Origin of the sequence: Yersinia intermedia (assembly GCF_900635455.1) — a bacterium.
Lineage (GTDB): Bacteria > Pseudomonadota > Gammaproteobacteria > Enterobacterales > Enterobacteriaceae > Yersinia > Yersinia intermedia.
Genome location: NZ_LR134116.1, coordinates 4401582 through 4425959 on the forward strand (window position 1 = coordinate 4401582; position 24378 = coordinate 4425959).

Consider the following 24378-nt stretch of genomic DNA (forward strand, 5'->3'; position numbering starts at 1 on the left):
TAGAAAATTAAAAATTGAGGCAAAAATGAGCAAAGTCAAACTTGCCATCATCGGCAACGGTATGGTCGGCCACCGCTTTATCGAAGACTTATTAGATAAAGCAGATAAAGACCAATTTGAGATAACCGTATTTTGCGAAGAACCGCGCATCGCTTATGACCGGGTACATCTTTCTTCTTACTTCTCCCACCATACTGCGGAAGAGTTATCACTGGTTCGTGAAGGCTTTTATGAAAAGCACGGTGTAAAAGTGCTGATTGGTGAACGTGCCATCACTATCAATCGCACCGAGAAAGTGATCCATTCCAACAGTGGTCGTACGCTGTATTACGACAAACTGATTATGGCGACCGGTTCTTACCCGTGGGTCCCACCAATTAAAGGCAGTGAAGGGCAAGATTGCTTTGTCTATCGCACCATTGAAGATCTGAATGCAATTGAGTCTTGTACTCGCCGTAGCAAACGTGGCGCGGTTATCGGCGGCGGGCTGTTAGGGTTGGAAGCCGCAGGTGCTCTGAAAAGCCTTGGCGTTGAAACCCATGTCATTGAGTTTGCACCGGTATTAATGGCCGAACAACTTGATCCGATGGGGGGTGACCAACTACGCCAGAAGATTGAACGTATGGGAGTAAGAGTCCATACCGGCAAGAATACACAAGAGATTGTCCATTCAGGTCAAAACAGCCGTAAAACCATGCTGTTTGCTGATGGCAGTCAGTTGGAGGTGGACTTCATCGTCTTCTCCACCGGTATCCGCCCACAGGACAAACTAGCACACCAATGCGGTTTAGCAACTGCACGCCGTGGTGGTATTGCCATTAATGATTATTGCCAAACCTCCGACCCCGATGTATACGCCATTGGCGAATGTGCCTCATGGCAAGAGCGCACCTTTGGCTTGGTCGCGCCGGGCTATAAAATGGCGCAGGTCACCGCAGACCATCTACTTGGCCGCGAGAACGCCTTCCACGGTGCCGACATGAGTGCAAAACTGAAACTGCTGGGCGTGGATGTCGGTGGGATTGGTGATGCTCATGGCCGCACTGAGGGTGCTCGTAGCTACGTTTATCTGGATGAAAGTAAAGAAATTTATAAACGTCTGGTGGTTAGCGCAGATAACAAAACCCTATTAGGGGCAGTGCTGGTGGGTGATACCACCGATTACGGCAATTTGCTGCAACTGGCACTGAACAACATCGAATTACCCGAAAACCCGGACAGCCTGATCCTGCCTGCCCATGCGGGCAGCAAACCGGCAATGGGCGTGGACTCGCTACCGGACAGCGCGCAAATCTGTTCCTGTTTTGATGTGACTAAAGGCGACATCATTCAGGCTATCGGCCAGGGTTGCCACACCGTTGCCGCACTGAAATCCGCCACTAAAGCCGGTACCGGTTGTGGCGGTTGCATTCCGCTGGTCACCCAGGTGCTGAATGCTGAGCTAAGCAAGCAAGGCATTGAAGTTAACCATCATTTGTGTGAACACTTTGCCTATTCGCGCCAAGAGTTATATCACCTGATTCGGGTTGAAGGGATTAAGTCCTTCGATGCGTTGCTGGAGAAATACGGGAAAGGTTACGGTTGTGAAGTGTGTAAGCCAACCGTAGGGTCACTGCTGGCATCGTGCTGGAATGAGTATATCTTAGAGCCGCAACACACGCCGTTGCAGGATACCAACGATAACTTCCTCGGCAATATTCAGAAAGATGGTACCTATTCGGTTATCCCACGCTCACCGGGCGGGGAAATCACACCGGATGGTCTGTTAGCCATTGGTCGTATCGCCAAACACTATAATTTGTATACCAAACTGACCGGCTCTCAGCGGGTGGGGATGTTTGGCGCGCAAAAAGATGACTTGCCCGCTATCTGGGCGCAGCTCATTGAAGCCGGTTTTGAAACCGGACACGCCTATGCCAAAGCGCTGCGCATGGCAAAAACCTGCGTTGGCAGCACCTGGTGCCGCTTTGGTGTCGGTGACAGCGTCGGCTTTGGTGTGGCGCTGGAGCATCGTTACAAAGGTATTCGCACACCGCATAAAATGAAGTTTGGCGTCTCCGGTTGTACCCGTGAATGTTCGGAAGCTCAGGGCAAAGATGTCGGAATTATCGCCACCGAAAACGGCTGGAACCTGTATGTCTGTGGTAACGGTGGTATGAAGCCACGTCATGCTGACCTGTTGGCAGCGGATCTGGATGAAGAAACCCTGATGCGCTACCTCGACCGTTTCATGATGTTTTATATCCGCACTGCCGATAAGCTGCAACGCACCTCCGTCTGGCTGGAAAGTTTGGAAGGCGGCATTAACTATCTGCGCGCCGTGATCCTCGATGACAAGTTAGCTATCAACGACCAGTTGGAAGCCGATATTGCCCGCCTACGCGACAAAGTGATCTGCGAATGGAAAGTGACGGTTGAGAACCCGGCAGCACAGGTTCGTTTTGCCCACTTCATTAACAGCCCGCTACGCGACCCGAATGTACAAGTGGTACCTGAACGTGAACAACATCGCCCAGCGCGCCCAGATGAGCGTATCCCGGTCCGGGTGTTGGAATTGGAGGATAACGTATGAGCCAGTGGATCCCACTCTGTCCATTAACCGATATTTTACCCGGTAGCGGCGTATGCGGCTTGATCGGTGAGCAGCATGTCGCGGTTTTCCGCCCTTATGCTGACGAACAACTCTTTGCCATTAGCAATATCGATCCTTTCGCACAGGCCAGTGTGTTATCACGCGGATTAATCGCGGAACATCAAGGTGACCTATGGGTGGCTAGTCCGCTGAAAAAGCAGCACTTCCGCCTGCATGATGGTTTCTGTCTGGAAGATGAAAGTCGCTCAGTTGCCCATTATGACGTGCGAGTTCGCGACGGCATGGTGCAAGTCAAAGCGTGATAAATAACTGGCGGATCCGGTAAATCTGGATTTTTGACAAAAATAACATCAATCATCCCCAAAGATATTGGCGTTGCAGCAAGGCGGCTAACACCGCTGCGGCGTCAAGAGCAAGGGGATTGGGATAGAGTATGTATACAGATACGATCAACAAATGTGCGGCCAACGCGGCTCGCATCGTCAAGTTATCAAAAGAAAGCCCGCTGGGCTTCTGGATTGGCTCAGCAATGGCCGGTGCCTACGTCGGCCTTGGCATTATTCTGATTTTCACACTGGGTAACCTGATCGATCCTGCTTACCGCCCACTGGTAATGGGAGCCACCTTCGGCCTGGCGCTGACACTGGTCATTATCGCGGGTTCTGAGTTGTTCACCGGCCACACCATGTTCCTAACCTTTGGCGTGAAAGCTGGCACCATCAAATCCAGCCAGATGTGGGCCGTATTGCCGCAAACCTGGTTGGGGAATCTGCTGGGTTCTATTTTTGTCGCTCTGCTCTATTACTACGGTGGCGGTAACCTGCTGTCGGTAGACACCAGCCTGGTACACACCGCTGCATTAGCAAAAACCTCAGCCCCAGCTATGACCCTATTCTTCAAAGGTGTATTATGTAACTGGCTGGTTTGTCTGGCGATCTGGATGGCAATCCGCGTAGAGGGTGCCGCCAAATTTATCGCTATATGGTGGTGTTTGCTGGCCTTTATTGCCTCAGGCTATGAGCATTCCGTCGCCAACATGACACTGTTTGCCCTGTCTTGGTTTGGTAATCACAGCGAGGCCTACACCTTAAGTGGCATCGGTCACAACCTGCTGTGGGTAACACTGGGTAATACCCTGTCAGGTGCGGTCTTTATGGGCCTTGGTTACTGGTATGCCACACCACGGGAAAACCGCCCACAACCTGCGGCAGTTAACGCGCCGCAAGCTGTGAAACAGTAACGTACTGAGAATGTTGATTAAGGGGAAACATGCCGTTGGAGCCATTCGGTGTAAACCATCGAAGCGCCACGGGTATGGTCGCCCCTTCAATCACTGAACTTATCAATAGCCACTTCCGCCCCTAGACTGAAGGATTGCCGATGGACTACTTCCCGATTTTCTGCCAACTGCAACATAAAGCCTGCCTGTTGGTCGGCGGTGGTGAAGTTGCTGAACGCAAGGCTCGCTTGCTGCTGGATGCGGGTGCAGTAATTACCGTCAATGCCTGTGAGTTTACGCCACAGTTTCACCACTGGGCGGAACAGGGGCTGCTCACATTAGTCTGCGGCGAATTTGTACCGGATTTGTTGGCAGAGAAGTGGCTGGTGATTGCAGCAACTGATCAGGTGGCAGTCAACGCCTTGGTCTATCAGAGTGCCAATCTACAGCGGGTGTTCTGTAATGTGGTAGATGACCCGAAACGCACCAGCTTTATCATGCCGTCCATCATTGATCGCTCGCCGATTATGATAGCGATATCTTCCGGCGGTAAAGCCCCTGTATTGGCGCGCTTGCTGCGCGAAAAACTCGAGGCAATGTTGCCACAGCATTTGGGCCAATTGGCACAATTGGCGGGTAATTTGCGCCAACGGGTGAAGCAACATTTTGCCGCGATGGCCGATCGTCGCCGCTTTTGGGAAAAACTGCTTACTCACGACCGCTTGGCACAATCGTTGGCTAACGACGATCAGGTACAAATCGAACAACATATTGAGCATCTGTTTAATGCGCCGCTTAGCGATCGCGGTGAGGTGGTTCTGGTGGGTGCCGGGCCGGGAGATGCCGGTTTGCTGACGTTAAAAGGGTTACAGCAGATCCAACAAGCAGACGTGGTGGTGTATGACCGGCTGGTGTCTGATGAGGTGATGAATCTGGTACGGCGCGATGCCGAACGGATTTTTGTCGGAAAAGAGTCTGGCTATCATTGTGTTCCGCAAGAAAGTATCAATCAGTTGCTATTGCAACAGGCACAGCAGGGTAAACGGGTGGTACGCTTGAAAGGCGGTGACCCGTTTATTTTTGGCCGTGGCGGCGAAGAGTTGGAAACACTGGCAGAAGCCGGGATTCCGTTCTCGGTAGTGCCGGGAATTACCGCCGCTTCTGGCTGTTCCGCCTACAGCGGGATACCCCTGACTCACCGTGACCATGCGCAAAGTGTGCGTTTGATTACCGGTCATGCCAAAAAAGACACTCAATTAGATTGGGCTAATCTGGCGGCAGAGAAACAAACGCTGGTGTTCTATATGGGATTATCCCAGGCGGGAGAAATTCAGCGACAACTGATCCAACACGGGATGCCAACTACCACACCTGTGGCACTGGTGGAAAATGGCACCTCGCGACATCAACGTGTAGTCAGCGGCGAACTGAGCCAATTGGGGTTACTGTCCCAGCAGGTCAACAGCCCCAGTCTGATCATCGTCGGTAGCGTAGTCCGTTTACGTGAAAAACTGAATTGGTTCTCCAGTGCGGAGCACAGAAAAACAGCGGAACAGGTAGAAAAGGTGGGTTAGGAAACATTGATGATGAAGGGGGCAAACCCCCTTCATATCATTGAGCCTTACGGATGAGCCACAAAACCGATAGCGTCGTACACTTTAGCTAATGTCTGTTGTGCGCGAGCACGCGCCTTGGCAGCCCCTTCACGCATCACTTCCTGCAAGAAAGCCTCGTCTTCACGATAAGTGTGATAACGCGCCTGTAGCTCTGTCAGCATGCCAGAGACGGCATCCGCCACTGCACCTTTCAAATGACCATACATCTGGCCTTCAAACTGTGCTTCCAACTCAGGAACTGATTGACCGGTCACACCTGACAAGATATCCAGCAAGTTAGAAACACCGGCTTTCTTTTCTACGTCATAACGGATCACTGCTGGCTCATCAGAGTCAGTCACCGCGCGCTTAATCTTTTTAACCACCGATTTCGGATCTTCCAGCAGTTCAATGACGTTGTTGCGGTTGTCATCAGATTTGGACATCTTTTTGGTTGGGTCTAGCAAAGACATTACCCGCGCACCGGCTTTCGGAATAAACGGTTCAGGAATTTTGAAAATATCGCCGTACAACGCATTGAACCGGCCAGCGATATCGCGGCTCAGCTCCAGATGTTGCTTCTGGTCTTCACCGACCGGCACCTGATTAGTTTGATAGAGCAAAATATCCGCCGCCATCAATACGGGATAATCAAACAAACCCGCATTAATGTTTTCAGCATAACGGGCTGACTTATCTTTGAACTGAGTCATACGGCTCAGCTCACCAAAATAGGTATAGCAGTTCAACGCCCAGCTTAGCTGAGAGTGCTCAGGCACATGGGACTGAACAAAAATCGTACTCTTTTTCGGATCGATACCGCAAGCCAGATACAACGCCAACGTATCTAAGGTTCTTTTGCGTAACTGCGCCGGATCTTGACGGGCAGTAATCGCATGCAGGTCAACGATGCAATAAATGCACTCATAATCATCCTGCATCTGTACCCACTGACGCAGCGCACCCATGTAATTGCCAATGGTCAATTCGCCGGACGGTTGCGCACCGCTAAATACGATAGGCTTGATTGGTTTACTGGATACAGCGGTTAATTCAGTGGGTTTACTCATTTTATACTTCCTGATCTTTTAAAGACGACAGCCCGATGGCGGGCAACAGATCGGCAAAATGCTCCAGCACGCAATCGGGGTGACTGGTGGCAATAGCTTCGCCGTAGTTATATCCATAGGTCAGCCCAATACAAGGGCAACCCGCGGCCTGTGCAGCCATAACGTCATTACGCGAATCGCCGACAAACAGCATTTCGCTGGCGCGGAGGCCAAGTTTAGCTAACAGTAAATAGAGCGGGGCCGGATGTGGCTTTTTCACCACCACGTCATCGCCGCCAATAATCACCGAGAAATAATCTGCGATACCCAGAGATGCCAGCAAAGGGGCAACAAACGGCGTCGGCTTATTGGTAATCAGCCCCATTGGCAAACCATGAGCGGCCAGTTGAGCCAGCGTAGCTTTCACTTGCGGGAATAGCTGACTCCCCTGTTCAACTGTTTTGGCATAATAGTGGTCAAACAGCTCACGAGTATGTGCCACTGACTGGGCATCTGGCTCATGGCCTGCCCAGCGCAACGCACGCTCGACCAAAATATCAGCACCATTGCCAATCCAGGTGGATACCCGTTCGTTACCGGCAACCGGTAAGCCTTGATGCTGCAACGCCATATCAATAGCACTGGCAAGGCCTGGCGCGCTATCAACCAATGTACCGTCCAGATCGAACGCCACACCACGGATAGAATCGAATTTAGTCATGAGCAGACATCGCCAGCTCACTGCGCATAGCGTCAATTACTGCGGCATAATCCGGTTGACTGAAAATAGCCGAACCCGCCACAAACATATCAGCACCGGCCGCCGCAATTTGGCGAATATTGTCTACTTTCACCCCGCCATCCACTTCCAGGCGAATGTCATAGCCACTGGCATCAATCAATTTACGCACCTGACGTAACTTATTCAGTGTTTCAGGAATAAATGACTGGCCGCCGAAACCGGGGTTAACTGACATCAACAAGATGACGTCCAGCTTATCCATGACATAATCAAGATAGCTCAGCGGCGTAGCAGGATTAAACACCAAACCCGCCTTGCAGCCATTCTCTTTGATCAGTTGTAAGGTGCGGTCGACGTGTTCAGAGGCTTCGGGATGGAATGAAATATACGTGGCACCGGCTTTGGCAAAGTCTGGGACGATACGGTCAACCGGTTTCACCATCAAGTGCACATCGATCGGCACGGTAATACCATAGTCACGTAGCGCCTGACACACCATCGGCCCGATGGTCAGATTAGGAACGTAATGATTGTCCATCACATCAAAATGCACAACATCAGCCCCGGCCGCGAGCACCTTGGCGGTATCTTCACCCAAACGGGCAAAATCTGCTGACAGAATAGATGGGGCAATTAAAAACTTTTTCATCCGCTTCTCCAAACGTATCTCTTTGTTCTATAAAACATCTGCCTGACAGATGGTGCATCTACGTCAGGGGTTCTATTTCATAAACCATTGGGTTTGAATCTTTACTGAGCGGCATTCCGCTCAGCTATACAGCGCCAAAAGCTCGTTCACTTTACTGCGACCAAGAATATTACGGCTGATAGTACGGCGCGCTTTCACCACATGCAGTGACGCTTGATGATACCAATTGCGCGTCAGTTCTGTGTCGTGGTTAGAAATCAAAACTGGAATTTTGTTCTCGGCCGAAAGTTGATAAGCCAGACGAGCCAAATTCTGTTGATCCACAATGCCAAAGTTATTGGTGTGATATGCCGTAAAATTCGCCGTCGCTGACAATGGCGCATACGGAGGATCGCAATAAACTACCGCCCCGTGCACTGCTTTTAAAAGCGTTTCCTGATAATGCTCACAAACAAATACCGCATTTTGCGATTTTTCAGCAAACCAATACAGCTCAATCTCAGGGAAATAAGGTTTTTTATAACGACCAAAAGGCACATTAAATTCACCGCTCAAATTATAACGGCACAGACCGTTATAACAATGGCGGTTCAGATAGAGAAATAATAATGCGCGGCGATAAGCATCGGTACTGGCGTTAAACTCTTGGCGCAGTAGGTAAAATTGCTCAGAATTATTGAAATCGCCCGTAAATAGAACGCGAGCATCACGCACAAAGTCATCAGTGCGTTCCTTCACGATATTGTAGAGGTTGATAAGATCGCTGTTGATATCGGCCAGTATGTAAGACGCATACTCAGTGTTAAGAAACACCGAACCCGCACCGACGAATGGCTCTATCAAGCAGTCTCCCGCTGGAAGATGGCGTCGTATGTCATCAACCAGCGGATATTTCCCACCAGCCCATTTTAAAAAAGCGCGGTTTTTCTTCATGCCGTCAGTTAGCTACTTAATAATTCAGAGCCGCAGATTGTACTCTGTTTCAAACAGCACATCAGCGCACAAATAAGAATGATTTATTTTTTAAGGTCTTGCTGCACTTGTTGTACAGGTTTAACCCACGGTTTTTTCGCCTGAACATCGGCTGGTAGCGTCGTGATGGCCCTTTTTGCATCAGCAGAAGAAGGGTAGTTACCACTTACTAAAATATACCAAGGTTTGCCATCACGTTTAGTTTCATAGACATGATAGTCAGTTAATTTTTGCTGTTTGGCATAGGCATTCAGTGTGTCTGAGCGCGATGCGCTGCTCAACTGTAGCGTGAAATGACTGCCTGGCGCATTCTTTAAGGTACTGCTGCTGCCAACTGAACTTGATTTAGTCACCGCAGACGCCGCTGGAGAAACCACAGTGGTCGGTTTTTTATGGTTGCTCACTGGCTGCTGTTTAGCCGCCGCCGCTGCTTGTTTCTGCGACGGATGGGTAATAGTTTCACCCGTAACCGGTGCCGGTGCTTTAGCCCCTTTTGAACCAGAAACCGTTGCAGGTGCCGTCGGTAACGTTGATGTCTGGCCGTCATTCATGTTCTGAGACAAGGTATCAACCTGCCCCTGAGTTTGAGAGAGTGCATCAGACATATTGCCCGGCAGCTCAACACGCTGAGTCGGGCTGTTCGCCGAAGGCGGCACTGAGGCCTCAGTTGGCGTTGGCGAAATCGCCGGGGCACTAATATCCTGTGGCTGAGCCGAGTTCTTCACGCCATTGGCATCATGGCCATCACTGGCATTGTTCGCCACGCCGGGCTGGGTGTTATTGCCACTGGTGAGTGAAGATGAATCAGACAGATTAATATTTCTCGCCGCATCAACATTCGGGTTTTGCTGGGACGCTTCATGCTCTGTCGGGGCTTTCAGGGCTGAACCGATGGCAATAATGATCAACAAAAGCACTAAAATGCCGACACCAATCATGATGTGTTGACGTGAAACTGCAAGCTTAGGTCCGGCCGAGGACTTACGGGCACGTGTAGGACGACGGTCACTACTATCTGGTTTCAGATCGTCTTCCGGTTTTAAATCATCCATCTAAACCCTCCAACTAGAGGCAAAAGCCCACCGCATTTATCACTGCGATCTGGCTGATTGATTTTACTGACTGCAAACAGGCTATACCCGTCAGACTTCAGGCTGCATGTGCGTTGGCTACGCTCAATCACCCGAATCACTTACTTATGTAAGCTCATCGGAATTCTCTCGCTTGCCGCCTTCCTGCAACTCGAATTATTTAGGGTATAAACAGCCCGCAGCAAAGGAATAATATCGTACTTATGCCATTTTTATAACTGGCAATCCGTGATAGATGCTAACACCATGTCATGTGCAATACCGCTACGGATTTCTGATTTACCAATAGCCGTTGGCAGCACCAGACGCAATTCGCCCGCCAGCACTTTTTTATCCCGCATCATATGCGGCAGATAAGACTCTGGTGTCATTTCCTGCGGCCCACAGACCGGCAGACCGGCACGCAACAGTAGTTTTTTGATACGCTCAACATCACTGGCTGAGAACTGGCCCAATCGGCGTGAAGTGTGTGCCGCCATCATCATACCAGCAGCAACAGCTTCCCCATGCAACCAGACACCATAGCCCATTTCAGCCTCAATAGCGTGGCCATAGGTATGACCTAAATTGAGTAATGCGCGCATGCCGCTCTCTTCACGTTCATCGGCAGCAACAACATCGGCTTTTAATTCACAACAACGGCGGATGCAGTAAGCTAACGCTGACATATCCAGTGCGAGTAATGCGCCGATATTATTTTCTAACCAATCAAAGAAAGCCGCATCAAGGATGATGCCATATTTGATAACTTCAGCCAGCCCGGAAGCAAGTTCACGCGAAGGGAGAGTTTTTAGACAATCAAGGTCAACCACCACCGATGCGGGTTGGTAGAAGGCACCAATCATGTTCTTGCCCAATGGATGATTCACTGCGGTTTTGCCACCGACAGAGGAATCCACCTGGGACAGTAAGGTAGTCGGAACTTGAATAAAGCGAACGCCACGCTGATAGCAAGCCGCAGCAAAACCGGTCAGGTCGCCTACTACACCGCCACCTAAGGCAACAAGCGTAGTATCACGACCGTGCGGTTTTTCCAGAAGGGCAGAAAATACCTGCTCCAGAACGCTCAGAGATTTATACTGCTCACCATCAGGTAAAATCACCTGATCAACTTTAATGCCACTTTGTTCCAACACTGCCCGGAGCGAATCCAGATAGAGTGGAGCCAGCGTTTGGTTAGTTACCAGCATTACCTGGTCACCCGCTTTTAGTGGCGCAAAAGAGGCCGAATCATTGAACAATCCGGCAGCAATCGTAATGGGGTAACTACGCTCCCCTAACGTGACAGTAATCTTCTCCATGTCGCGCTCAGTAACCTTCTTAACTTACGCCCGGAGGCATTAGTAAAATGCTAAAATCAGTTACTTTCCAGCATGTTGATAATCTGGTTAGCAACAACTTTCGCGCTTTGATCGTCAGTGCGGATGGTGACATCTGCAATTTCTTCGTACAACGGATTACGTTCTTTTGCCAGTGCTTCTAACACTTCACGTGGAGGCGCATCAACTTGTAACAACGGACGTTTTTTGTCGCGCTGTGTACGTGCCAACTGCTTCTCGATTGTGGTTTCTAAATAAACCACAACGCCACGGGCTGACAAACGGTTACGGGTTTCTCTGGATTTAACAGAGCCACCACCGGTTGCCAGAACAATGCCTTGCTTTTCCGTCAGTTCATTAATAACTTTTTCTTCACGATCGCGGAAACCTTCTTCGCCTTCCACGTCGAATACCCAGCCCACGTCAGCTCCGGTACGTCGCTCAATTTCTTGATCGGAGTCGAAAAACTCCATATTGAGTTGCTGAGCTAACTGACGACCAATAGTGCTTTTGCCGGCACCCATAGGCCCAACCAGAAAGATATTGCGTTTCTCTGCCATGTTTTTGGTATTACTAAGACTATTCGTTAATGATAACCCGCCCCGCCAATCAAATCAGCGGCGGGACCTAAACTGAAACCTCATGAGCGATAGTGCGAGATCAGACGGAAAATTATCTCAGCACTTCTGGTAGTTTGGCAACCGAATAAATCGTTGTACACGTCGTGGGAGGGAAACCATACGTTTTTATCGGCGTATCAACGTTATTAAAAACCTCGGAGCTCAATTCGGTAACCCTTGTAAGCTAAATCGGAGGCAGCGTCAAATTTAGAAGCCTCCTATCACACAAAAAGTTGCAGAAAGTCACCAAGATTGGTCTGTTTTCATAAAACCCCCCCCCATAAGGCTCAGGCACTGATTAGCCTTGGCGTGATGAAAATCACTAACTCCCGCCGACTTTGTTGTTGGGTGTCTTGTTTGAACAGCGCTCCCAGCCAAGGGATATCGGCCAGTATGGGCACTTTATTAACTCCCTGGCTATTTTTTTGCTGGAAAATCCCCCCGAGCACAATAGTTTCCCCATCGTTTACGGTTATTTGGGTTTTTATTTCCTGCTTATCTATTAATAATGCTTCACTATCCCCGCGTTTAATTGCCATTCCGGGCATATTCTGGCTGATTTTCAAGTTTAGGGTAATCTTGCCATTACGCAGTATTTTCGGTGTGACCTCCATCCCTAATACTGCCTCTTTAAATTCGATGGTTGGCCCCCCCTTTTTGCCGCGAGAAACCGTATAAGGAATATCAGAACCTTGCTTGATACTGGCAGTTTGTTGATGGGATGTCACCAGCCGAGGGCTGGCAATAATATCAACCTGATTTTCTTGCTCCAGTGCGCTCAACTCAAGCTCCAGCAGACGTCCGCCAATACGGGCAACATTGAATCCAGCACTGAGTGCGCTATTGGGAAGGGGCAAATTAACATTAAAATTATTCACTCTCAGCGAACGAGCTTGCTTTGCGTCATCCATCCCCCAACGCACACCAAGTTCCTGCAAATGTTCCCGACTCATGGTGACAATGTGCGCCGCTAACTGTACTTGCTGTAACGGTAAATCCATCTCTGCCAGCCAGTTTTTCAATAGTGCTAAAGACGCGGGAGTATCGCGAATGAGTAATGTATTAGTACGTTTATCTACCACTACACTACCCAGTGGTGATAACAGCCCGCCTTCGGGAAGCGTCAAACTGTCTGCAACTTGTTCGGCATCAGCATACTGCAAGGCGAGTGAGAAATTATTTAGGGGCTCAGGTGCATTTTTCTGTTCCGCTCGTTGCCGCCTTTCCTGCATCTCATGTTCGGTGAAAACCATCATCACCGACCCTTCGCGCTCAACTTTCAGACGGCCCATACGCAAAATAATCGCCAACGCCTGTTCCCAAGGGACATCCGCCAATCTCAGGCTGAGATTGCCCTCAACCCCGGCAGCAATCACTAAATTCAGTTGCTGGTAATCCGCCAGTGCCTGCAACACTACAGTTATCGGCGCATCGTGGAACTCGACGGTTACCGGCACTCCAGTTTTTGCGCTAAAGGCCCGACTGGTGAGTAATACCAGCAGCAACATCACCCCAGCACTTAGCGCTGGGGTAAACCCACTCCGAGTTTTCGTTGTAGAAACATTCATCAGACTAATTCCTTTTATGTCCTGTGCATTTGAAACGGTAAGGGTGGGTAGCTTGTCTGGCTACCTTGCCACATTCTTTAGCGATGATAATGATGACCTACAGGGACTCGCGGCTCAGCGCATCGACAACACAGCTGGCTCGGCTGATCCAGAACAAAAACTATCTGGGTTTGTGTACTGTAGGCTCACCTGCCGCGAGCCAATATGAGTAACTTGCCAGTCTGGCAACAACCGTGAGCCTACCACCAGCTTCTGCCAGCGGCCCTCAGGGCGCAGTATCCAACCAGAATAGTAATCCCCTGCCCTGATAACCCCTTGTAGCCGCCAATGGGTGAGTTTCTCCCGCTCGCCATCACAGGGTTGTGCTGATATGTCCTGAAAAGGATTGCGCCCTGTGGCTGCCAATAAGGGGGGCGCATAAACCACAGGTGCCAGTGATACGATTATCAGAGCGACTCCCTTTAGAAGTTCCATGCCACGCTCCCTTTGCTGCTACTCATTGACGCCCCCGGCGAGATATTCTTTCAGGCTTAATTTCACCCTCAGCACAGAATTATCACTATTAATCTCAACTAGCTGGGCCTGAACAGGAGTAGGAATTTCAGATAGTTGACGAAATAAATGGAGCAATCCATAGAAATTGACCCGCAGAGTAGCGTGCCACTGTTGGTACCTTATTGAATCCACCGCCACCTCGCCAACGGGCTCGGATTGCCGCTGCCAACGCATGACTTGCCCGCCAAACGGGGCAATCAATTCACCAGCCAAATGGGCGATTGAGCTATCAAGTGGCAACCATGACGCCTCTTTTTCTTTCAATGCCATGATTTGCTGACGCAGCAGAGAAAGTGAGGGCAACGGTGCCAAAGCCGCCTGCTGGTGCCAAACCTGTTGCTGATGTTGAATAATTTTATGTGCAGTGAGCCTCTGCTGTTGCCATGCAGGGCGTAATAACATGCCATAAACCATGGCACTTAAAAGCCCCAGCAACCCCCACTGCCCGATCAAGAGCTGCCAACCTGGCCTATCCATCCAACGTTGCAACTGCTTATTCATCACTATCTCTGTCCTGCCAGTCAGCCCAAACCGCAAAGCGAAAATTACCGTCATCCTGCTGAACAATCTTTTGTAAGTGCACCTTTGTGAAGAGAGGCAGGCGGCCTAAACGCACTAAAAAGAGATTAATTGCCGCATAACTCTGGCTCATCACCTCAAAAACCACCTTATCACCTTGTGGTACCAGGCTGACCAACCAGCAACTATCGGGAATTTGCTGCGATAGTTGCTGCAATAACGTTGTATACCGGTGGGCGAGTTGGTGGGCTTGACGATAAATCTGAGCACGGTGTTCCCAATGCCGTAGTTGCGCCATTGCCTGTTGCACTTCTTGATGGTGCTGGCTTAAAGCAACTTGTTGCTGAGATAGTGCCGCCAGGCGGTTCTGCTGGCTGAGATTTACCGCCCTTGATTGCCGTTGTATTACAACCAATAGGATGATCAAAAACAGGCATTGGCATAACCCTATATTGCGCCAAAAACGGTAACGGGCTGATTGGCGCTCGGCACGCCATAATGAAAAATTAACTTGATACATCAGTAATCTGCCGGGCGTAATGCCAGCCCACCTGCCAGAATAAATGCAGCGGGGGATGGTGGCAGTGGGGGTTGATACTGGGCAAAAGCCGTAAAGGGTGACCAGCCAGTGGTATTTTCAGCAGATGCAACATCCGCAGCATTGCTGTAATACACCGTTATCGGTATTCCACGCTGCTCGGGGTAACGCGTCTGGAGTTGTTTCAGCAGTGCTGGCAATGGATTAAATGTAGTCGGCGGTTGGCCTGGTGTTACATCATCTGAGTCAGCCGCTACCACACCAAAATCAAATGGCATGTCTGCGGATGACACCCACAGCCACTCATTCGCCAAACGATGAACCAACCAATATGGCCCCGATAACCCTGCCGCTGCCGCCATATAACGCAGTGCGCAAGGGGTTATATCAATCATATGAGGGGACAAGCCAGCTTGATGTAAGCACGCCTGCCATTGTTCGACTTCTGACTGACGGGCAGCCGTGATGACTAACTCACTACTGGATGCCGTTGCGTTACGATAATCGAGGGCTAAAGCCTGACTGCCGAGCGGAAATACCTTACTTGCGGTGGCGTTGATAAAGCCCTCACGCTCTGGTTCACGCAAACGCCGGTCCGGTGTAGGAATAGTGTGTTGCAATATGCGCTGTGCGGGCAATGCAATACGTAATGAAATATGTCTTGGTAATTGTTTACGCAATAATTTGAGTTTGTCGCTAACTATATCTGGCTGTTGTAAAATACCTTCCCGCAAAACGCCTGAAGGTAAGGTTTGATGCCACCAGTAGCGCAGTTGCCAGCCATAGCGGCGTCTGACAACAGCCAAGACGCGTATAGCATCTATTTGAATATCTAGCCCAACCTGCCAATATTGTGAGTACATCTTTGTCGACCTCCATGTCGAGAGACAATAAAAGAACGTATCCATGTTACGGGCTTGCCTTTATACTACGGCGCGGTTGTTTATAAACTGCCCAATTGACATTGAATGGGAAATCTCAGGTGAAGTTCGTAAAGTATTTTTTGATCCTTACAGTGTGTTGCATTTTACTGGGAGCAGCCTCGATATTTGGCCTGTACAAATATATTGAGCCGCAGCTACCCGATGTTGCCACGCTGAAAGATGTCCGGCTGCAAACACCTATGTTGGTGTATAGCGCCGAAGGCGAATTGATCGCTCAATACGGTGAAAAACGCCGTATCCCGTTGACATTAAAACAGATTCCACCAGAAATGGTGCATGCGTTTATTGCTACAGAAGATAGTCGATTCTATGAGCATCATGGTGTGGACCCCGTTGGGATCCTACGTGCTGCCTCAATTGCTATGGTTTCTGGGCGTGCCTCACAAGGGGCAAGTACCATTACCCAGCAATTAGCTCGAAACTTCTTCTTAAGCCCGGAACGGACTTTGATACGTAAAATCAAGGAAGCCTTTCTGGCAATTCGCATCGAACAGTTACTGACCAAAGATGAAATCCTTGAGCTTTATCTAAACAAGATTTATCTCGGCTACCGTGCCTATGGTGTCGGCGCAGCGGCACAGGTCTATTTCGGCAAAGAGGTTAATGAATTGACCCTCAGCCAGATGGCGATGATTGCCGGTTTGCCAAAAGCCCCTTCCACTTTCAACCCGCTCTATTCACATGACCGAGCGGTGGCGCGCCGTAACGTCGTGCTGTCACGAATGCTGGATGAAAAGTACATCACTCAAGCGCAATACGATCAGGCGCGCAGTGAAGAGCTGGTTGCCAACTACCATGCACCGCAAATCTCCTTCTCAGCACCTTATCTGTCAGAAATGGTGCGTCAGGAGATGATTAAGCGTTATGGTGAGAATGCCTATACCGACGGCTACCAGGTCTATACCACCATTACCAGAAAGCTCCAGTTGGCGGCAGTCGACTCATTACGTGCCAATGTGCTGGCGTATGATATGCGCCATGGTTATCGAGGCCCGTCCAATGTGTTGTGGAAAGTGGGCGAAAGTGCCTGGGGCCGCGAGCAAATTATTGATTCGCTAAAAACCTTACCGGTCTATGGCCCACTGCTGCCAGCGGTGGTGACCGAAGCCAATGCGGCGCAAGCAACGGCACTGTTGGCAGATGGCAGCAACGTGACCTTGCCAATGGCCGGCATGCGTTGGGCGCGTCCGTTTAAATCAGATAACGCTCAAGGGCCGACGCCAAAACAAGTCACCGATGTGGTGCAGCCTGGTCAGCAAATTTGGGTGAGAAAAGTAGAGGATAATTGGTGGCTGGCACAGGTGCCGGACGTCAACTCAGCCTTGGTTTCTATCGATCCAAACAACGGTGCGATTAAGGCGCTGGTTGGCGGTTTTGACTTTAACCAAAGTAAATTTAACCGCGCTACGCAGGCACTACGTCAGGTCGGTTCGAATATCAAACCCTTCCTGTATACTGCGGCAATGGATAAAGGTCTGACGCTGGCGACCATCCTCAACGATCTGCCAATTACACGCTGGGATGCGGGTGCAGGCACCGATTGGCGGCCAAAAAACTCACCACCGACTTACGATGGCCCAATTCGTTTGCGTCAAGGTTTAGGTCAGTCGAAGAACGTGGTGATGGTGCGGGCAATGCGTGCCATGGGTGTGGATTACGCAGCTGAATACCTGCAACGCTTTGGTTTCCCGGCACAGAATATTGTGCACTCAGAATCCCTGGCATTAGGTTCCGCCTCCTTTACGCCATTGCAGTTAGTCCGAGGTTACGCTGTGTTGGCAAACGGTGGCTATCTGGTCGATCCGTATTTCATCACCAAGATAACTGATGATGTCGGCAATGTGCTGTTCGAAGAGAAACCAAAGATTGTCTGTGAAGAGTGTAACTTACCGGTTATTTACGGTGACACTCAACGTTCAGTGGTGCTGTCTGACGATAACATCGAAAACGTCGCCACCTCGCAGAGCAATAGCGCCAGTAATGTACCTATGCCTGAGTTAGAACAAGTGACGCCAGCACAGGCCAAGCTCAACAGTGACCAACAATACGCACCACATGTGATAAGCACGCCGTTGGCCTTCTTGATTCGTGATGCGTTGAACTCAAACATCTTCGGGGAACCGGGCTGGATGGGTACCGGCTGGCGCGCTGGGCGTGACCTGAAACGCAAGGATATCGGTGGTAAAACCGGTACCACCAACAACTCGAAAGATGCCTGGTTCTCTGGCTACGGCCCGGATACCGTGACCTCTGTTTGGATTGGCTTCGATGACCATCGCCGCGACTTAGGCCGTAGCTCCGCATCGGGGGCAATATCAGATCAGATCGCGGGTGCGGAAGGTGGGGCGAAAAGTGCGCAACCTGCATGGGATGACTTTATGAAAGCCGCCCTTGAAGGCTTACCGGAAAAACCTGTCTCTCCACCGCCAGGTATTGTCAGTGTAGTGATTGATAAACAGACCGGTAAGTTATCCAGTGGCGGGCCAGGCAGCCGCTCAGAGTACTTTATCGAGGGGACACAACCCACTGAGTTCTCAGTACATGAAGCGGGTACCACCCTGATGGATAACGGGCAGACTCATGAGTTGTTCTAACTTAATTGTTCTGATGGAATGGTTCTGTCAGCGCTAATTGCCTGAGTATCAAGGCAATATAAAAGCCGGGAGCGCGTAACAGAGCCCCGGCTTTTTTATGTTTGAAAATTACTTATTAAGAAATGCCTGAGCCAGAAAAAGGGCACTAACATTACGGGCCTCATTGAAGCCCGGCTCATCCAGCAGTGCCATCATATTGGCGATCGGCCAGCGCACTTGTGGCAAAGGTTCCGGCTCATCGCCCTCCAGACTTTGTGGATAGAGGTTATGGGCAATAACGATATTCATTTTGCTAGAGAAATAGGACGGAGCCATTGTCAGCTTAGTGAGATAATCAAAGCGTTTAGCACCAAAGCCAACCTCTTCCATCAGCTCACGATTTGCCGCCTCCAACACACCCTCGCCCGGATCAATCAGCCCCTTGGGGAAGCCCAACTCATACTCTTCAATACCCACGGCATATTCGCGAATCAGCAAAAGGTCATCACCAATAATCGGCACGATCATAACCGCTTCACGATTTGATGGCCGCATTCGTTCATAAACCCGTTGCACGCCATTGCTGAACTCCAGATCCACCGCTTCAACGGTAAACAAGCGGGAGTGGGCAACCGTTTCTATTTTAAGAATTTTAGGTTTTTGCAGGTGTTTCATGATAGCCCCAATTTAAATACTCACCGCCTATCGAACTCTCTCAGGATAACCCGCGCTATTTTATGGTTACTTAGTAAACCACTTTTTACCGATAACGATTAACCCAACGCTTTATACTGAAATTTATTAGAACTTGATCACATTGTGCGTTAGTGAGAACCTTTATCGCAATCTCAGTTAGATATAATTTACCTGTTTTTAACATGGCGTCGAGTTTAGTCAAGATTCAACCGGTTAAATTTCAGCCTATTTCAGTACAGAACACGTTAAAATTTGTGTTTGAAAATAGGATTATGCTGATATTACCGATGTTTTAGCCTTGCTATGCTTATCAGTCTACGGGCAGTTTAAGAGCACTTGCATTAGGTTTTTTGATGAATAATAGCGTGTAAAATGCTAATTCACTGAATGACTCTGTTATATGCCTTGGTACTGTTTTAACGCATAATATGCATTCTTTCATAGAGCTGACGTGAGTCAGAAGCGCTCGGATGGGGATGGGATGAGCACAATGGTCTTAATATTGGCCTTACTGTTGACCAGTCTGATCGCGGTAGGGTTATTATGGTGGTTCCGATTCCGCCGCCCCGCCCCCGTAACTGCAACACTGCCGTTCGCTAAACCCATCTATCGTAAACTTACCCCAGAAGAACGGGTTAATATTGAGAATTATTTACTCGGTCAGCGAGAGAAGCTCGGATTCAAAGCTCAATCAACTTTCGACACCCGTACACTGACGAACAACAATCTTGTGCCCGCAAAGCTGGCTCTGACGCCACAAAGCGAAAATGTTTATTCGGTTACCCGCGCTATCACCCGTTACGGCGTGGCGAGTGACGAACCCAATAAATGGCGTTATTACCTTGATTCTATTGAGATTCACCTCCCCTCTTCGTGGGAGCAATATATTGCTCAAGATAATGACGTAGAACTCATCCAAACTCAGACCATTCCTTTAGTGATTTCCCTCAATGGGCATACGCTTAAAAATCACCAAGCTGAGAATAGCTACCAACCGATTTTGCCTTCCACTGCGCAAAATGCATCAATCCGCAAAGCAGACAGCGAACATATAGAGCTGTTGAATATCCGCAAAGAAACACCGGAAGAATATGCCCTGCATGGCGCAAATGGCTTAAAAGAAGCCGCCGCGATTTGTCTGGCGTTATTATTGCTGTTTTTCGCCTTGATCGGCCCGGCGGTCATACTGCCCTGGCTGATTATTGTGGCAATAACGTTAACCGGTTGGGCATGCTGGAATATGTTCCGCCCGTTGTCTGAAAAAGATTTGCGTGAAGTCCATTGCTTGAGTGGCACACCAAAGCGCTGGGGGCTGTTTGGCGAATCGAACCAAGGGCAGATGAATAACATCTCGCTGGGGATTGTCGATCTGATTTATCCGGCCCATTGGGGGCCTTATTTTGCTCATGATCTGGGTAAAAAGACCAACATTGATATCTACCTTAATCGTCAGGTTGTGCGCCAGGGGCCTTTTTTATCCCTGCATGACGAAATGAAACATTTCCCCTTACAGCGCTGGGGGAAAAACCTGACGCTTATCGCCGGTTCACTGCTAATAATGGTGTTATTGCTAATCTATGTGCCGCTCGGCTTGCCATTGAAATTGAGCATTGCCTGGTTGCAAGGCGCACAAAGTCAGCAAGTTACCAGTGTTGAAGCCTTGGAAAAAATGCCGCTACACATTGGCGATATGCTGAAAGCTCAGGGTACCGGTATGTGTTATGTCCCGCCGAATACTCAAAACCCGCATAGTTTTGTTTTTACACCATTTGATTGTTCTGGGATCTATTGGAATAACGCGGCACCATTGCCACAACCTGAGTCTGACACCATTGAGAAAGCCGCCGCACTGGTGGCTACAGTTAATCAGCAGTTACATCCGCAAGGTATTGATGTCAACGTCAACCCACAGTTGGCCACTGCCATCGAGAAGTCTGGCATGATTTTACTGGATAACTTTGCCGATATCGTCTTAAAAACACAGGCATTATGTGGTGGAGATAACGACTGTGTCCGCCTGAAGAATGCCTTGGTTAATTTAGGTAATGCAAAGAATTGGTCGGGGCTGGTTAAACGCGCACAATCTGGCACATTGAAAGGCATGAATGTGCTGCTGCGCCCAGTCAGTGCCGATGCCCTGGAAAGTCTGGTGAAAACCGCTACCTCATCATTTGTTTATCGTGAGACGCATTTGGCAACCGAAGCGTTAAACAGCCCGCCTCCGGGGGGGTTCTTGATAACCAGTGATGAAGGTAAGCAGTTAGTAAATCACCCCGCTCCTGCCGTGCCACTGTTTGATTACAGCGCACTGGAGCAGTGGCGCGAATTACAACGGCTCTCTGGGTTGCTACTTAATACCCCGTTTAAGGCCGAAGGTATCATTACCAATATCACCATTGATGCCAATGGCACGCGGCATATTGCGCTACACAGTGAGCCGGATATCGTCACACTGGGCCGTTATCTGGGTACCAGCTTATTGCTGCTGGTACTGATTGCTTGTCTGGTCGTGAATACCTCTTTATTAATTCAACGGATACTAAAAAACCGTAGCCGGATGGATAATATTCAACGCTATTATGATAATTGCTTTAACCAAACCCTCACTCCAACGCCTTTCCTGCGTTAGCTTTCTTTCAGCCATATCATTCATCGCTGGCTAGCCCTGTAACTTTGATATGCTAGGCTAGCTTTATCTGTGGTTGTTTTGGGACACCGCCCCTGATTGGCCGCCTGTATTTGTTGTAATCCGTATTATTTGGTAGCAACACTTTTGGTTAAAAATAATGTGATTGTGGAGCCGCTATGCCCCCTGAACTTAATTGGCAAGAAATCGATACCGTGCTGCTGGACATGGATGGCACCCTGCTAGATCTGGAATTCGATAGCCATTTCTGGCTAAAGCAGGTGCCGGAAACCCTTAGCCAACACCGAGGGATCCCACTGGAGCAGGCACACAAAATTATTCATGATGAATATCTGGCAGTGCAACATACCTTAAACTGGTATTGCTTCGATTATTGGAGTGAACGGTTGGACTTAGATATTTACGCCATGACCACGGCTGCGGGTAACCGGGTTCGTCTGCGCCAGGATACTGAGCCGTTTTTATCCGGTTTACGCCAGCAGGGGTTACAAACCATTTTGCTCACCAACGCCCATCCACACAGCCTGGCGGTAAAAATTGAGCATACTGCACTTGACCAGCACCTTGATTTATTACTTTCTACCCATACATTTGGTTATCCGAAGGAAGATCAACGACTGTGGCAAGCTGTCGCCCAACATACTGGGCTGAACCCGGCCAGAACCTTATTCGTCGATGACAGTGAAACGATTCTGGATGCAGCGCGCACATTCGGTATCCGCTACTGTCTGGGTATAGAAAACCCGGATTCCAGTTGTGCTGACAAAGCATTTCACAGCCACCCTGCAATCAATGATTACCGTAAGCTGTTACCCGCTCTACAGTTACGTGGTGATTAAAAAGAGGTTTAGGCCGATAGCCTAAATAATTCGAGTTGCAACAAGGCAGCCAACGCGCATGCAACTTGAAGTATGACGGATATAACAGGCAGGAGTAGTCATGAAGGATAAAGCAGTTTCTGACGAATCGGTTCGGCTAGATAAATGGCTCTGGGCCGCCCGGTTTTATAAAACCAGAGCAATCGCCAGGGAAATGGTGGATGGCGGCAAAGTCCATTACAACGGTCAGCGCGGTAAACCGAGCAAACTGGTTGAGCTTAATGCTGAAATCCGCCTGCGCCAAGGCAATGATGAACGCACGGTGCGGGTATTGGCATTACACGGCCAACGCCGTGGTGCAAACGAAGCGCAGGCACTGTATGAAGAGACTGAAGCCAGTATTGCCAATCGCGAGAAGGTAGCACAGGCGCGTAAATTGAATGCCCTGACTATGCCACATCCTGATCGGCGGCCGGATAAAAAAGAGCGTCGCAACCTGATCAAATTTAAACAAGGCGAGTCTGAGTAAACCCTATAGATTTCAACATGCAGGAAGGCAGCCAACACCCCTGCAACTTGAAAGATGACGGGGTTGCTTGCAGCCAGAAAGAGAGAAACCTATGTCTAATCACGACCAATTACACCGCTATCTGTTTGCTAACCATGCGGTACGCGGTGAGCTGGTTTCAGTCAATGAAACCTATCAGCAAGTATTAGCCAACCATGACTACCCACCTGCGGTACAAAAGCTGTTGGGTGAGATGTTGGTCGCAACCAGTTTACTGACCGCCACGCTCAAGTTTGATGGTGATATCACCGTGCAGTTGCAGGGGGCAGATGGCCCGTTGTCACTGGCGGTGATTAACGGCAATAACCAGCAGCAAATGCGGGGTGTCGCTCGCTTTAAAGGTGAAATCAGCGATGAAAGCACGCTGAAAGAGATGGTCGGCAACGGCTATCTGGTTATCACCATCACCCCGGCAAAGGGCGAGCGCTATCAGGGTGTGGTAGCTCTGGAAGGGGAGACTATCGCCGCCTGTTTAGAAAATTACTTTATGCAGTCTGAACAATTACCAACACGCCTGTTTATTCGTACTGGCAATGTGGAAGGTAAAGCCGCGGCGGGCGGGATGCTGCTACAAGTGTTGCCAGCCGAAGAGCGCAATGAAGATGAATTTGATCACCTGGCACAGCTCACCACTACCATCAAAGCTGAGGAGCTATTTACGCTACCCGCGAATGAAGTGCTGTATCGTTTATACCATCAGGAAGAAGTGACGTTATATGAGCCGCAAAACGTCAGTTTCCGCTGCACCTGTTCCCGCGAGCGTTGTGCCGATGCATTAGTCACACTGTCGGAAGATGACATCACCGAAATGCTGGAACAAGATGGCAATATTGATATGCATTGTGAGTATTGCGGCAATCACTACCTGTTTGATGCTGTCGATATCGCCTCATTAAAGAGTGGTAACAGCTCTTCCTCCGAACAAATTCATTAATAACAATAATGATTAGTTGGGTGCTGACTCGTGCCCAGCTATTTCTCCTGGCGTTTCATACTTGCGACAATCCGTGTTCTATCTCTCATAACCTAGCGAAAAATAGGTCATATGTTGAAATATTTGATAGCTATCGCTGTTAATCAGAGATGAGGATTTACAATCGCTG

At 49.4% G+C, this 24378-nt stretch carries 22 protein-coding genes; 9 read left to right on the plus strand and 13 right to left on the minus strand.

The genetic code is table 11. From position 1 onward, the window contains the following. The first annotated feature begins 25 nt into the window (after positions 1-25). The 4 genes from nirB to cysG all read left to right on the plus strand — a co-directional run bounded on the left by nirB (position 26) and on the right by cysG (position 5386). The gene (gene nirB / locus EL015_RS20240; RefSeq protein WP_005186157.1) at positions 26-2572 is read left to right on the plus strand and encodes a nitrite reductase large subunit NirB; all 2547 of its coding nucleotides are present in this window, start codon (positions 26-28) and stop codon (positions 2570-2572) included. Next, complete coding sequence (nirD, locus tag EL015_RS20245; RefSeq protein WP_032906583.1) at positions 2569-2895, plus strand: nitrite reductase small subunit NirD; 327 nt, start codon at positions 2569-2571, stop codon at positions 2893-2895. Before nirB ends, nirD begins: the two co-directional genes overlap by 4 nt. A 131-nt stretch (positions 2896-3026) precedes the next feature. Further along, complete coding sequence (gene nirC, locus EL015_RS20250; protein WP_005186151.1) at positions 3027-3833, plus strand: nitrite transporter NirC; 807 nt, start codon at positions 3027-3029, stop codon at positions 3831-3833. A 140-nt stretch (positions 3834-3973) separates the two neighbouring features. After that, positions 3974-5386 carry a siroheme synthase CysG gene (cysG, locus tag EL015_RS20255; protein ID WP_005186148.1) on the plus strand — a complete coding sequence of 471 codons (1413 nt, stop codon included), beginning with the start codon at positions 3974-3976 and terminating at the stop codon, positions 5384-5386. Between the two features lie 47 nt (positions 5387-5433). Here the strand turns inward: cysG and trpS are convergent, their stop codons facing one another. From trpS to pilM, 12 genes are all read right to left on the minus strand, one after another. Continuing rightward, positions 5434-6477 carry a tryptophan--tRNA ligase gene (gene trpS, locus EL015_RS20260; protein WP_005186145.1) on the minus strand — a complete coding sequence of 348 codons (1044 nt, stop codon included), beginning with the start codon at positions 6475-6477 and terminating at the stop codon, positions 5434-5436. 1 nt (position 6478) lies between these two features. Next, positions 6479-7177 (minus strand): phosphoglycolate phosphatase, encoded by a 699-nt coding sequence (locus tag EL015_RS20265; RefSeq protein WP_032906581.1) that lies wholly within the window; start codon positions 7175-7177, stop codon positions 6479-6481. Beyond that, the gene (gene rpe / locus EL015_RS20270; protein WP_005186140.1) at positions 7170-7847 is read right to left on the minus strand and encodes a ribulose-phosphate 3-epimerase; all 678 of its coding nucleotides are present in this window, start codon (positions 7845-7847) and stop codon (positions 7170-7172) included. The genes EL015_RS20265 and rpe overlap by 8 nt, the downstream gene beginning before the upstream one ends. A 120-nt stretch (positions 7848-7967) precedes the next feature. Beyond that, complete coding sequence (gene dam, locus EL015_RS20275) at positions 7968-8780, minus strand: adenine-specific DNA-methyltransferase (protein WP_005186138.1); 813 nt, start codon at positions 8778-8780, stop codon at positions 7968-7970. A gap of 83 nt (positions 8781-8863) precedes the next feature. After that, positions 8864-9871: an SPOR domain-containing protein gene (locus tag EL015_RS20280; protein ID WP_032906579.1), complete on the minus strand. Its 1008-nt coding sequence runs from the start codon at positions 9869-9871 to the stop codon at positions 8864-8866. 251 nt (positions 9872-10122) lie between these two features. Further along, the gene (gene aroB, locus EL015_RS20285; RefSeq protein ID WP_005186133.1) at positions 10123-11211 is read right to left on the minus strand and encodes a 3-dehydroquinate synthase; all 1089 of its coding nucleotides are present in this window, start codon (positions 11209-11211) and stop codon (positions 10123-10125) included. A 56-nt stretch (positions 11212-11267) separates the two neighbouring features. Then, a complete protein-coding gene (aroK, locus tag EL015_RS20290; RefSeq protein WP_004702222.1) occupies positions 11268-11789 on the minus strand; it encodes a shikimate kinase AroK in 522 nt (173 codons plus the stop codon). Between the two features lie 347 nt (positions 11790-12136). Beyond that, positions 12137-13357, minus strand: coding sequence for a DNA uptake porin HofQ (gene hofQ / locus EL015_RS20295; RefSeq protein ID WP_005186130.1), 1221 nt, complete (start codon positions 13355-13357; stop codon positions 12137-12139). Between the two features lie 174 nt (positions 13358-13531). Continuing rightward, positions 13532-13891 carry a DNA utilization family protein gene (locus EL015_RS20300; RefSeq protein ID WP_032906577.1) on the minus strand — a complete coding sequence of 120 codons (360 nt, stop codon included), beginning with the start codon at positions 13889-13891 and terminating at the stop codon, positions 13532-13534. 18 nt (positions 13892-13909) lie between these two features. Further along, complete coding sequence (locus tag EL015_RS20305; protein WP_032906576.1) at positions 13910-14473, minus strand: hypothetical protein; 564 nt, start codon at positions 14471-14473, stop codon at positions 13910-13912. Next, positions 14466-15011: a PilN domain-containing protein gene (locus tag EL015_RS20310; RefSeq protein ID WP_032906575.1), complete on the minus strand. Its 546-nt coding sequence runs from the start codon at positions 15009-15011 to the stop codon at positions 14466-14468. Before EL015_RS20310 ends, EL015_RS20305 begins: the two co-directional genes overlap by 8 nt. Continuing rightward, the gene (gene pilM, locus EL015_RS20315) at positions 15011-15892 is read right to left on the minus strand and encodes a type IV pilus biogenesis protein PilM (protein ID WP_005186123.1); all 882 of its coding nucleotides are present in this window, start codon (positions 15890-15892) and stop codon (positions 15011-15013) included. Before pilM ends, EL015_RS20310 begins: the two co-directional genes overlap by 1 nt. A gap of 119 nt (positions 15893-16011) precedes the next feature. On the opposite strand from pilM, the gene mrcA reads away from it, so the two are divergent. Continuing rightward, positions 16012-18567 carry a peptidoglycan glycosyltransferase/peptidoglycan DD-transpeptidase MrcA gene (gene mrcA, locus EL015_RS20320; RefSeq protein WP_032906573.1) on the plus strand — a complete coding sequence of 852 codons (2556 nt, stop codon included), beginning with the start codon at positions 16012-16014 and terminating at the stop codon, positions 18565-18567. Positions 18568-18675: 108 nt separating this feature from the next. Here the strand turns inward: mrcA and nudE are convergent, their stop codons facing one another. After that, entirely contained in the window at positions 18676-19221 is a 546-nt protein-coding gene (gene nudE / locus EL015_RS20325) for an ADP compounds hydrolase NudE (protein ID WP_005186120.1), read from the minus strand. A 502-nt stretch (positions 19222-19723) separates the two neighbouring features. Here nudE and EL015_RS20330 point away from each other — a divergent pair. The 4 genes from EL015_RS20330 to hslO all read left to right on the plus strand — a co-directional run bounded on the left by EL015_RS20330 (position 19724) and on the right by hslO (position 24209). Continuing rightward, positions 19724-21871: an intracellular growth attenuator family protein gene (locus tag EL015_RS20330; protein WP_032906572.1), complete on the plus strand. Its 2148-nt coding sequence runs from the start codon at positions 19724-19726 to the stop codon at positions 21869-21871. A gap of 176 nt (positions 21872-22047) precedes the next feature. Further along, positions 22048-22728 (plus strand): GMP/IMP nucleotidase, encoded by a 681-nt coding sequence (yrfG, locus tag EL015_RS20335; RefSeq protein WP_005186116.1) that lies wholly within the window; start codon positions 22048-22050, stop codon positions 22726-22728. A 100-nt stretch (positions 22729-22828) separates the two neighbouring features. Next, on the plus strand, positions 22829-23236 hold the full coding sequence (gene hslR / locus EL015_RS20340) for a ribosome-associated heat shock protein Hsp15 (protein WP_005186113.1): 408 nt from the start codon (positions 22829-22831) through the stop codon (positions 23234-23236). Between the two features lie 91 nt (positions 23237-23327). Beyond that, a complete protein-coding gene (hslO, locus tag EL015_RS20345) occupies positions 23328-24209 on the plus strand; it encodes an Hsp33 family molecular chaperone HslO (protein WP_032906571.1) in 882 nt (293 codons plus the stop codon). Positions 24210-24378 lie beyond the last annotated feature (169 nt).

Excerpts from the sequence above, each read along its gene's own strand:
- nirB (WP_005186157.1), top strand. The coding sequence starts at position 26 with ATGAGCAAAGTCAAACTTGCCATCATCGGCAACGGTATGGTCGGCCAC.
- nirD (WP_032906583.1), top strand. The coding sequence starts at position 2,569 with ATGAGCCAGTGGATCCCACTCTGTCCATTAACCGATATTTTACCCGGT.
- nirC (WP_005186151.1), top strand. The coding sequence starts at position 3,027 with ATGTATACAGATACGATCAACAAATGTGCGGCCAACGCGGCTCGCATC.
- cysG (WP_005186148.1), top strand. The coding sequence starts at position 3,974 with ATGGACTACTTCCCGATTTTCTGCCAACTGCAACATAAAGCCTGCCTG.
- trpS (WP_005186145.1), bottom strand. The coding sequence starts at position 6,477 with ATGAGTAAACCCACTGAATTAACCGCTGTATCCAGTAAACCAATCAAG.
- EL015_RS20265 (WP_032906581.1), bottom strand. The coding sequence starts at position 7,177 with ATGACTAAATTCGATTCTATCCGTGGTGTGGCGTTCGATCTGGACGGT.
- rpe (WP_005186140.1), bottom strand. The coding sequence starts at position 7,847 with ATGAAAAAGTTTTTAATTGCCCCATCTATTCTGTCAGCAGATTTTGCC.
- dam (WP_005186138.1), bottom strand. The coding sequence starts at position 8,780 with ATGAAGAAAAACCGCGCTTTTTTAAAATGGGCTGGTGGGAAATATCCG.
- EL015_RS20280 (WP_032906579.1), bottom strand. The coding sequence starts at position 9,871 with ATGGATGATTTAAAACCGGAAGACGATCTGAAACCAGATAGTAGTGAC.
- aroB (WP_005186133.1), bottom strand. The coding sequence starts at position 11,211 with ATGGAGAAGATTACTGTCACGTTAGGGGAGCGTAGTTACCCCATTACG.
- aroK (WP_004702222.1), bottom strand. The coding sequence starts at position 11,789 with ATGGCAGAGAAACGCAATATCTTTCTGGTTGGGCCTATGGGTGCCGGC.
- hofQ (WP_005186130.1), bottom strand. The coding sequence starts at position 13,357 with ATGTTGCTGCTGGTATTACTCACCAGTCGGGCCTTTAGCGCAAAAACT.
- EL015_RS20300 (WP_032906577.1), bottom strand. The coding sequence starts at position 13,891 with ATGGAACTTCTAAAGGGAGTCGCTCTGATAATCGTATCACTGGCACCT.
- EL015_RS20305 (WP_032906576.1), bottom strand. The coding sequence starts at position 14,473 with ATGAATAAGCAGTTGCAACGTTGGATGGATAGGCCAGGTTGGCAGCTC.
- EL015_RS20310 (WP_032906575.1), bottom strand. The coding sequence starts at position 15,011 with ATGTATCAAGTTAATTTTTCATTATGGCGTGCCGAGCGCCAATCAGCC.
- pilM (WP_005186123.1), bottom strand. The coding sequence starts at position 15,892 with ATGTACTCACAATATTGGCAGGTTGGGCTAGATATTCAAATAGATGCT.
- nudE (WP_005186120.1), bottom strand. The coding sequence starts at position 19,221 with ATGAAACACCTGCAAAAACCTAAAATTCTTAAAATAGAAACGGTTGCC.
- EL015_RS20330 (WP_032906572.1), top strand. The coding sequence starts at position 19,724 with ATGAGCACAATGGTCTTAATATTGGCCTTACTGTTGACCAGTCTGATC.
- yrfG (WP_005186116.1), top strand. The coding sequence starts at position 22,048 with ATGCCCCCTGAACTTAATTGGCAAGAAATCGATACCGTGCTGCTGGAC.
- hslR (WP_005186113.1), top strand. The coding sequence starts at position 22,829 with ATGAAGGATAAAGCAGTTTCTGACGAATCGGTTCGGCTAGATAAATGG.
- hslO (WP_032906571.1), top strand. The coding sequence starts at position 23,328 with ATGTCTAATCACGACCAATTACACCGCTATCTGTTTGCTAACCATGCG.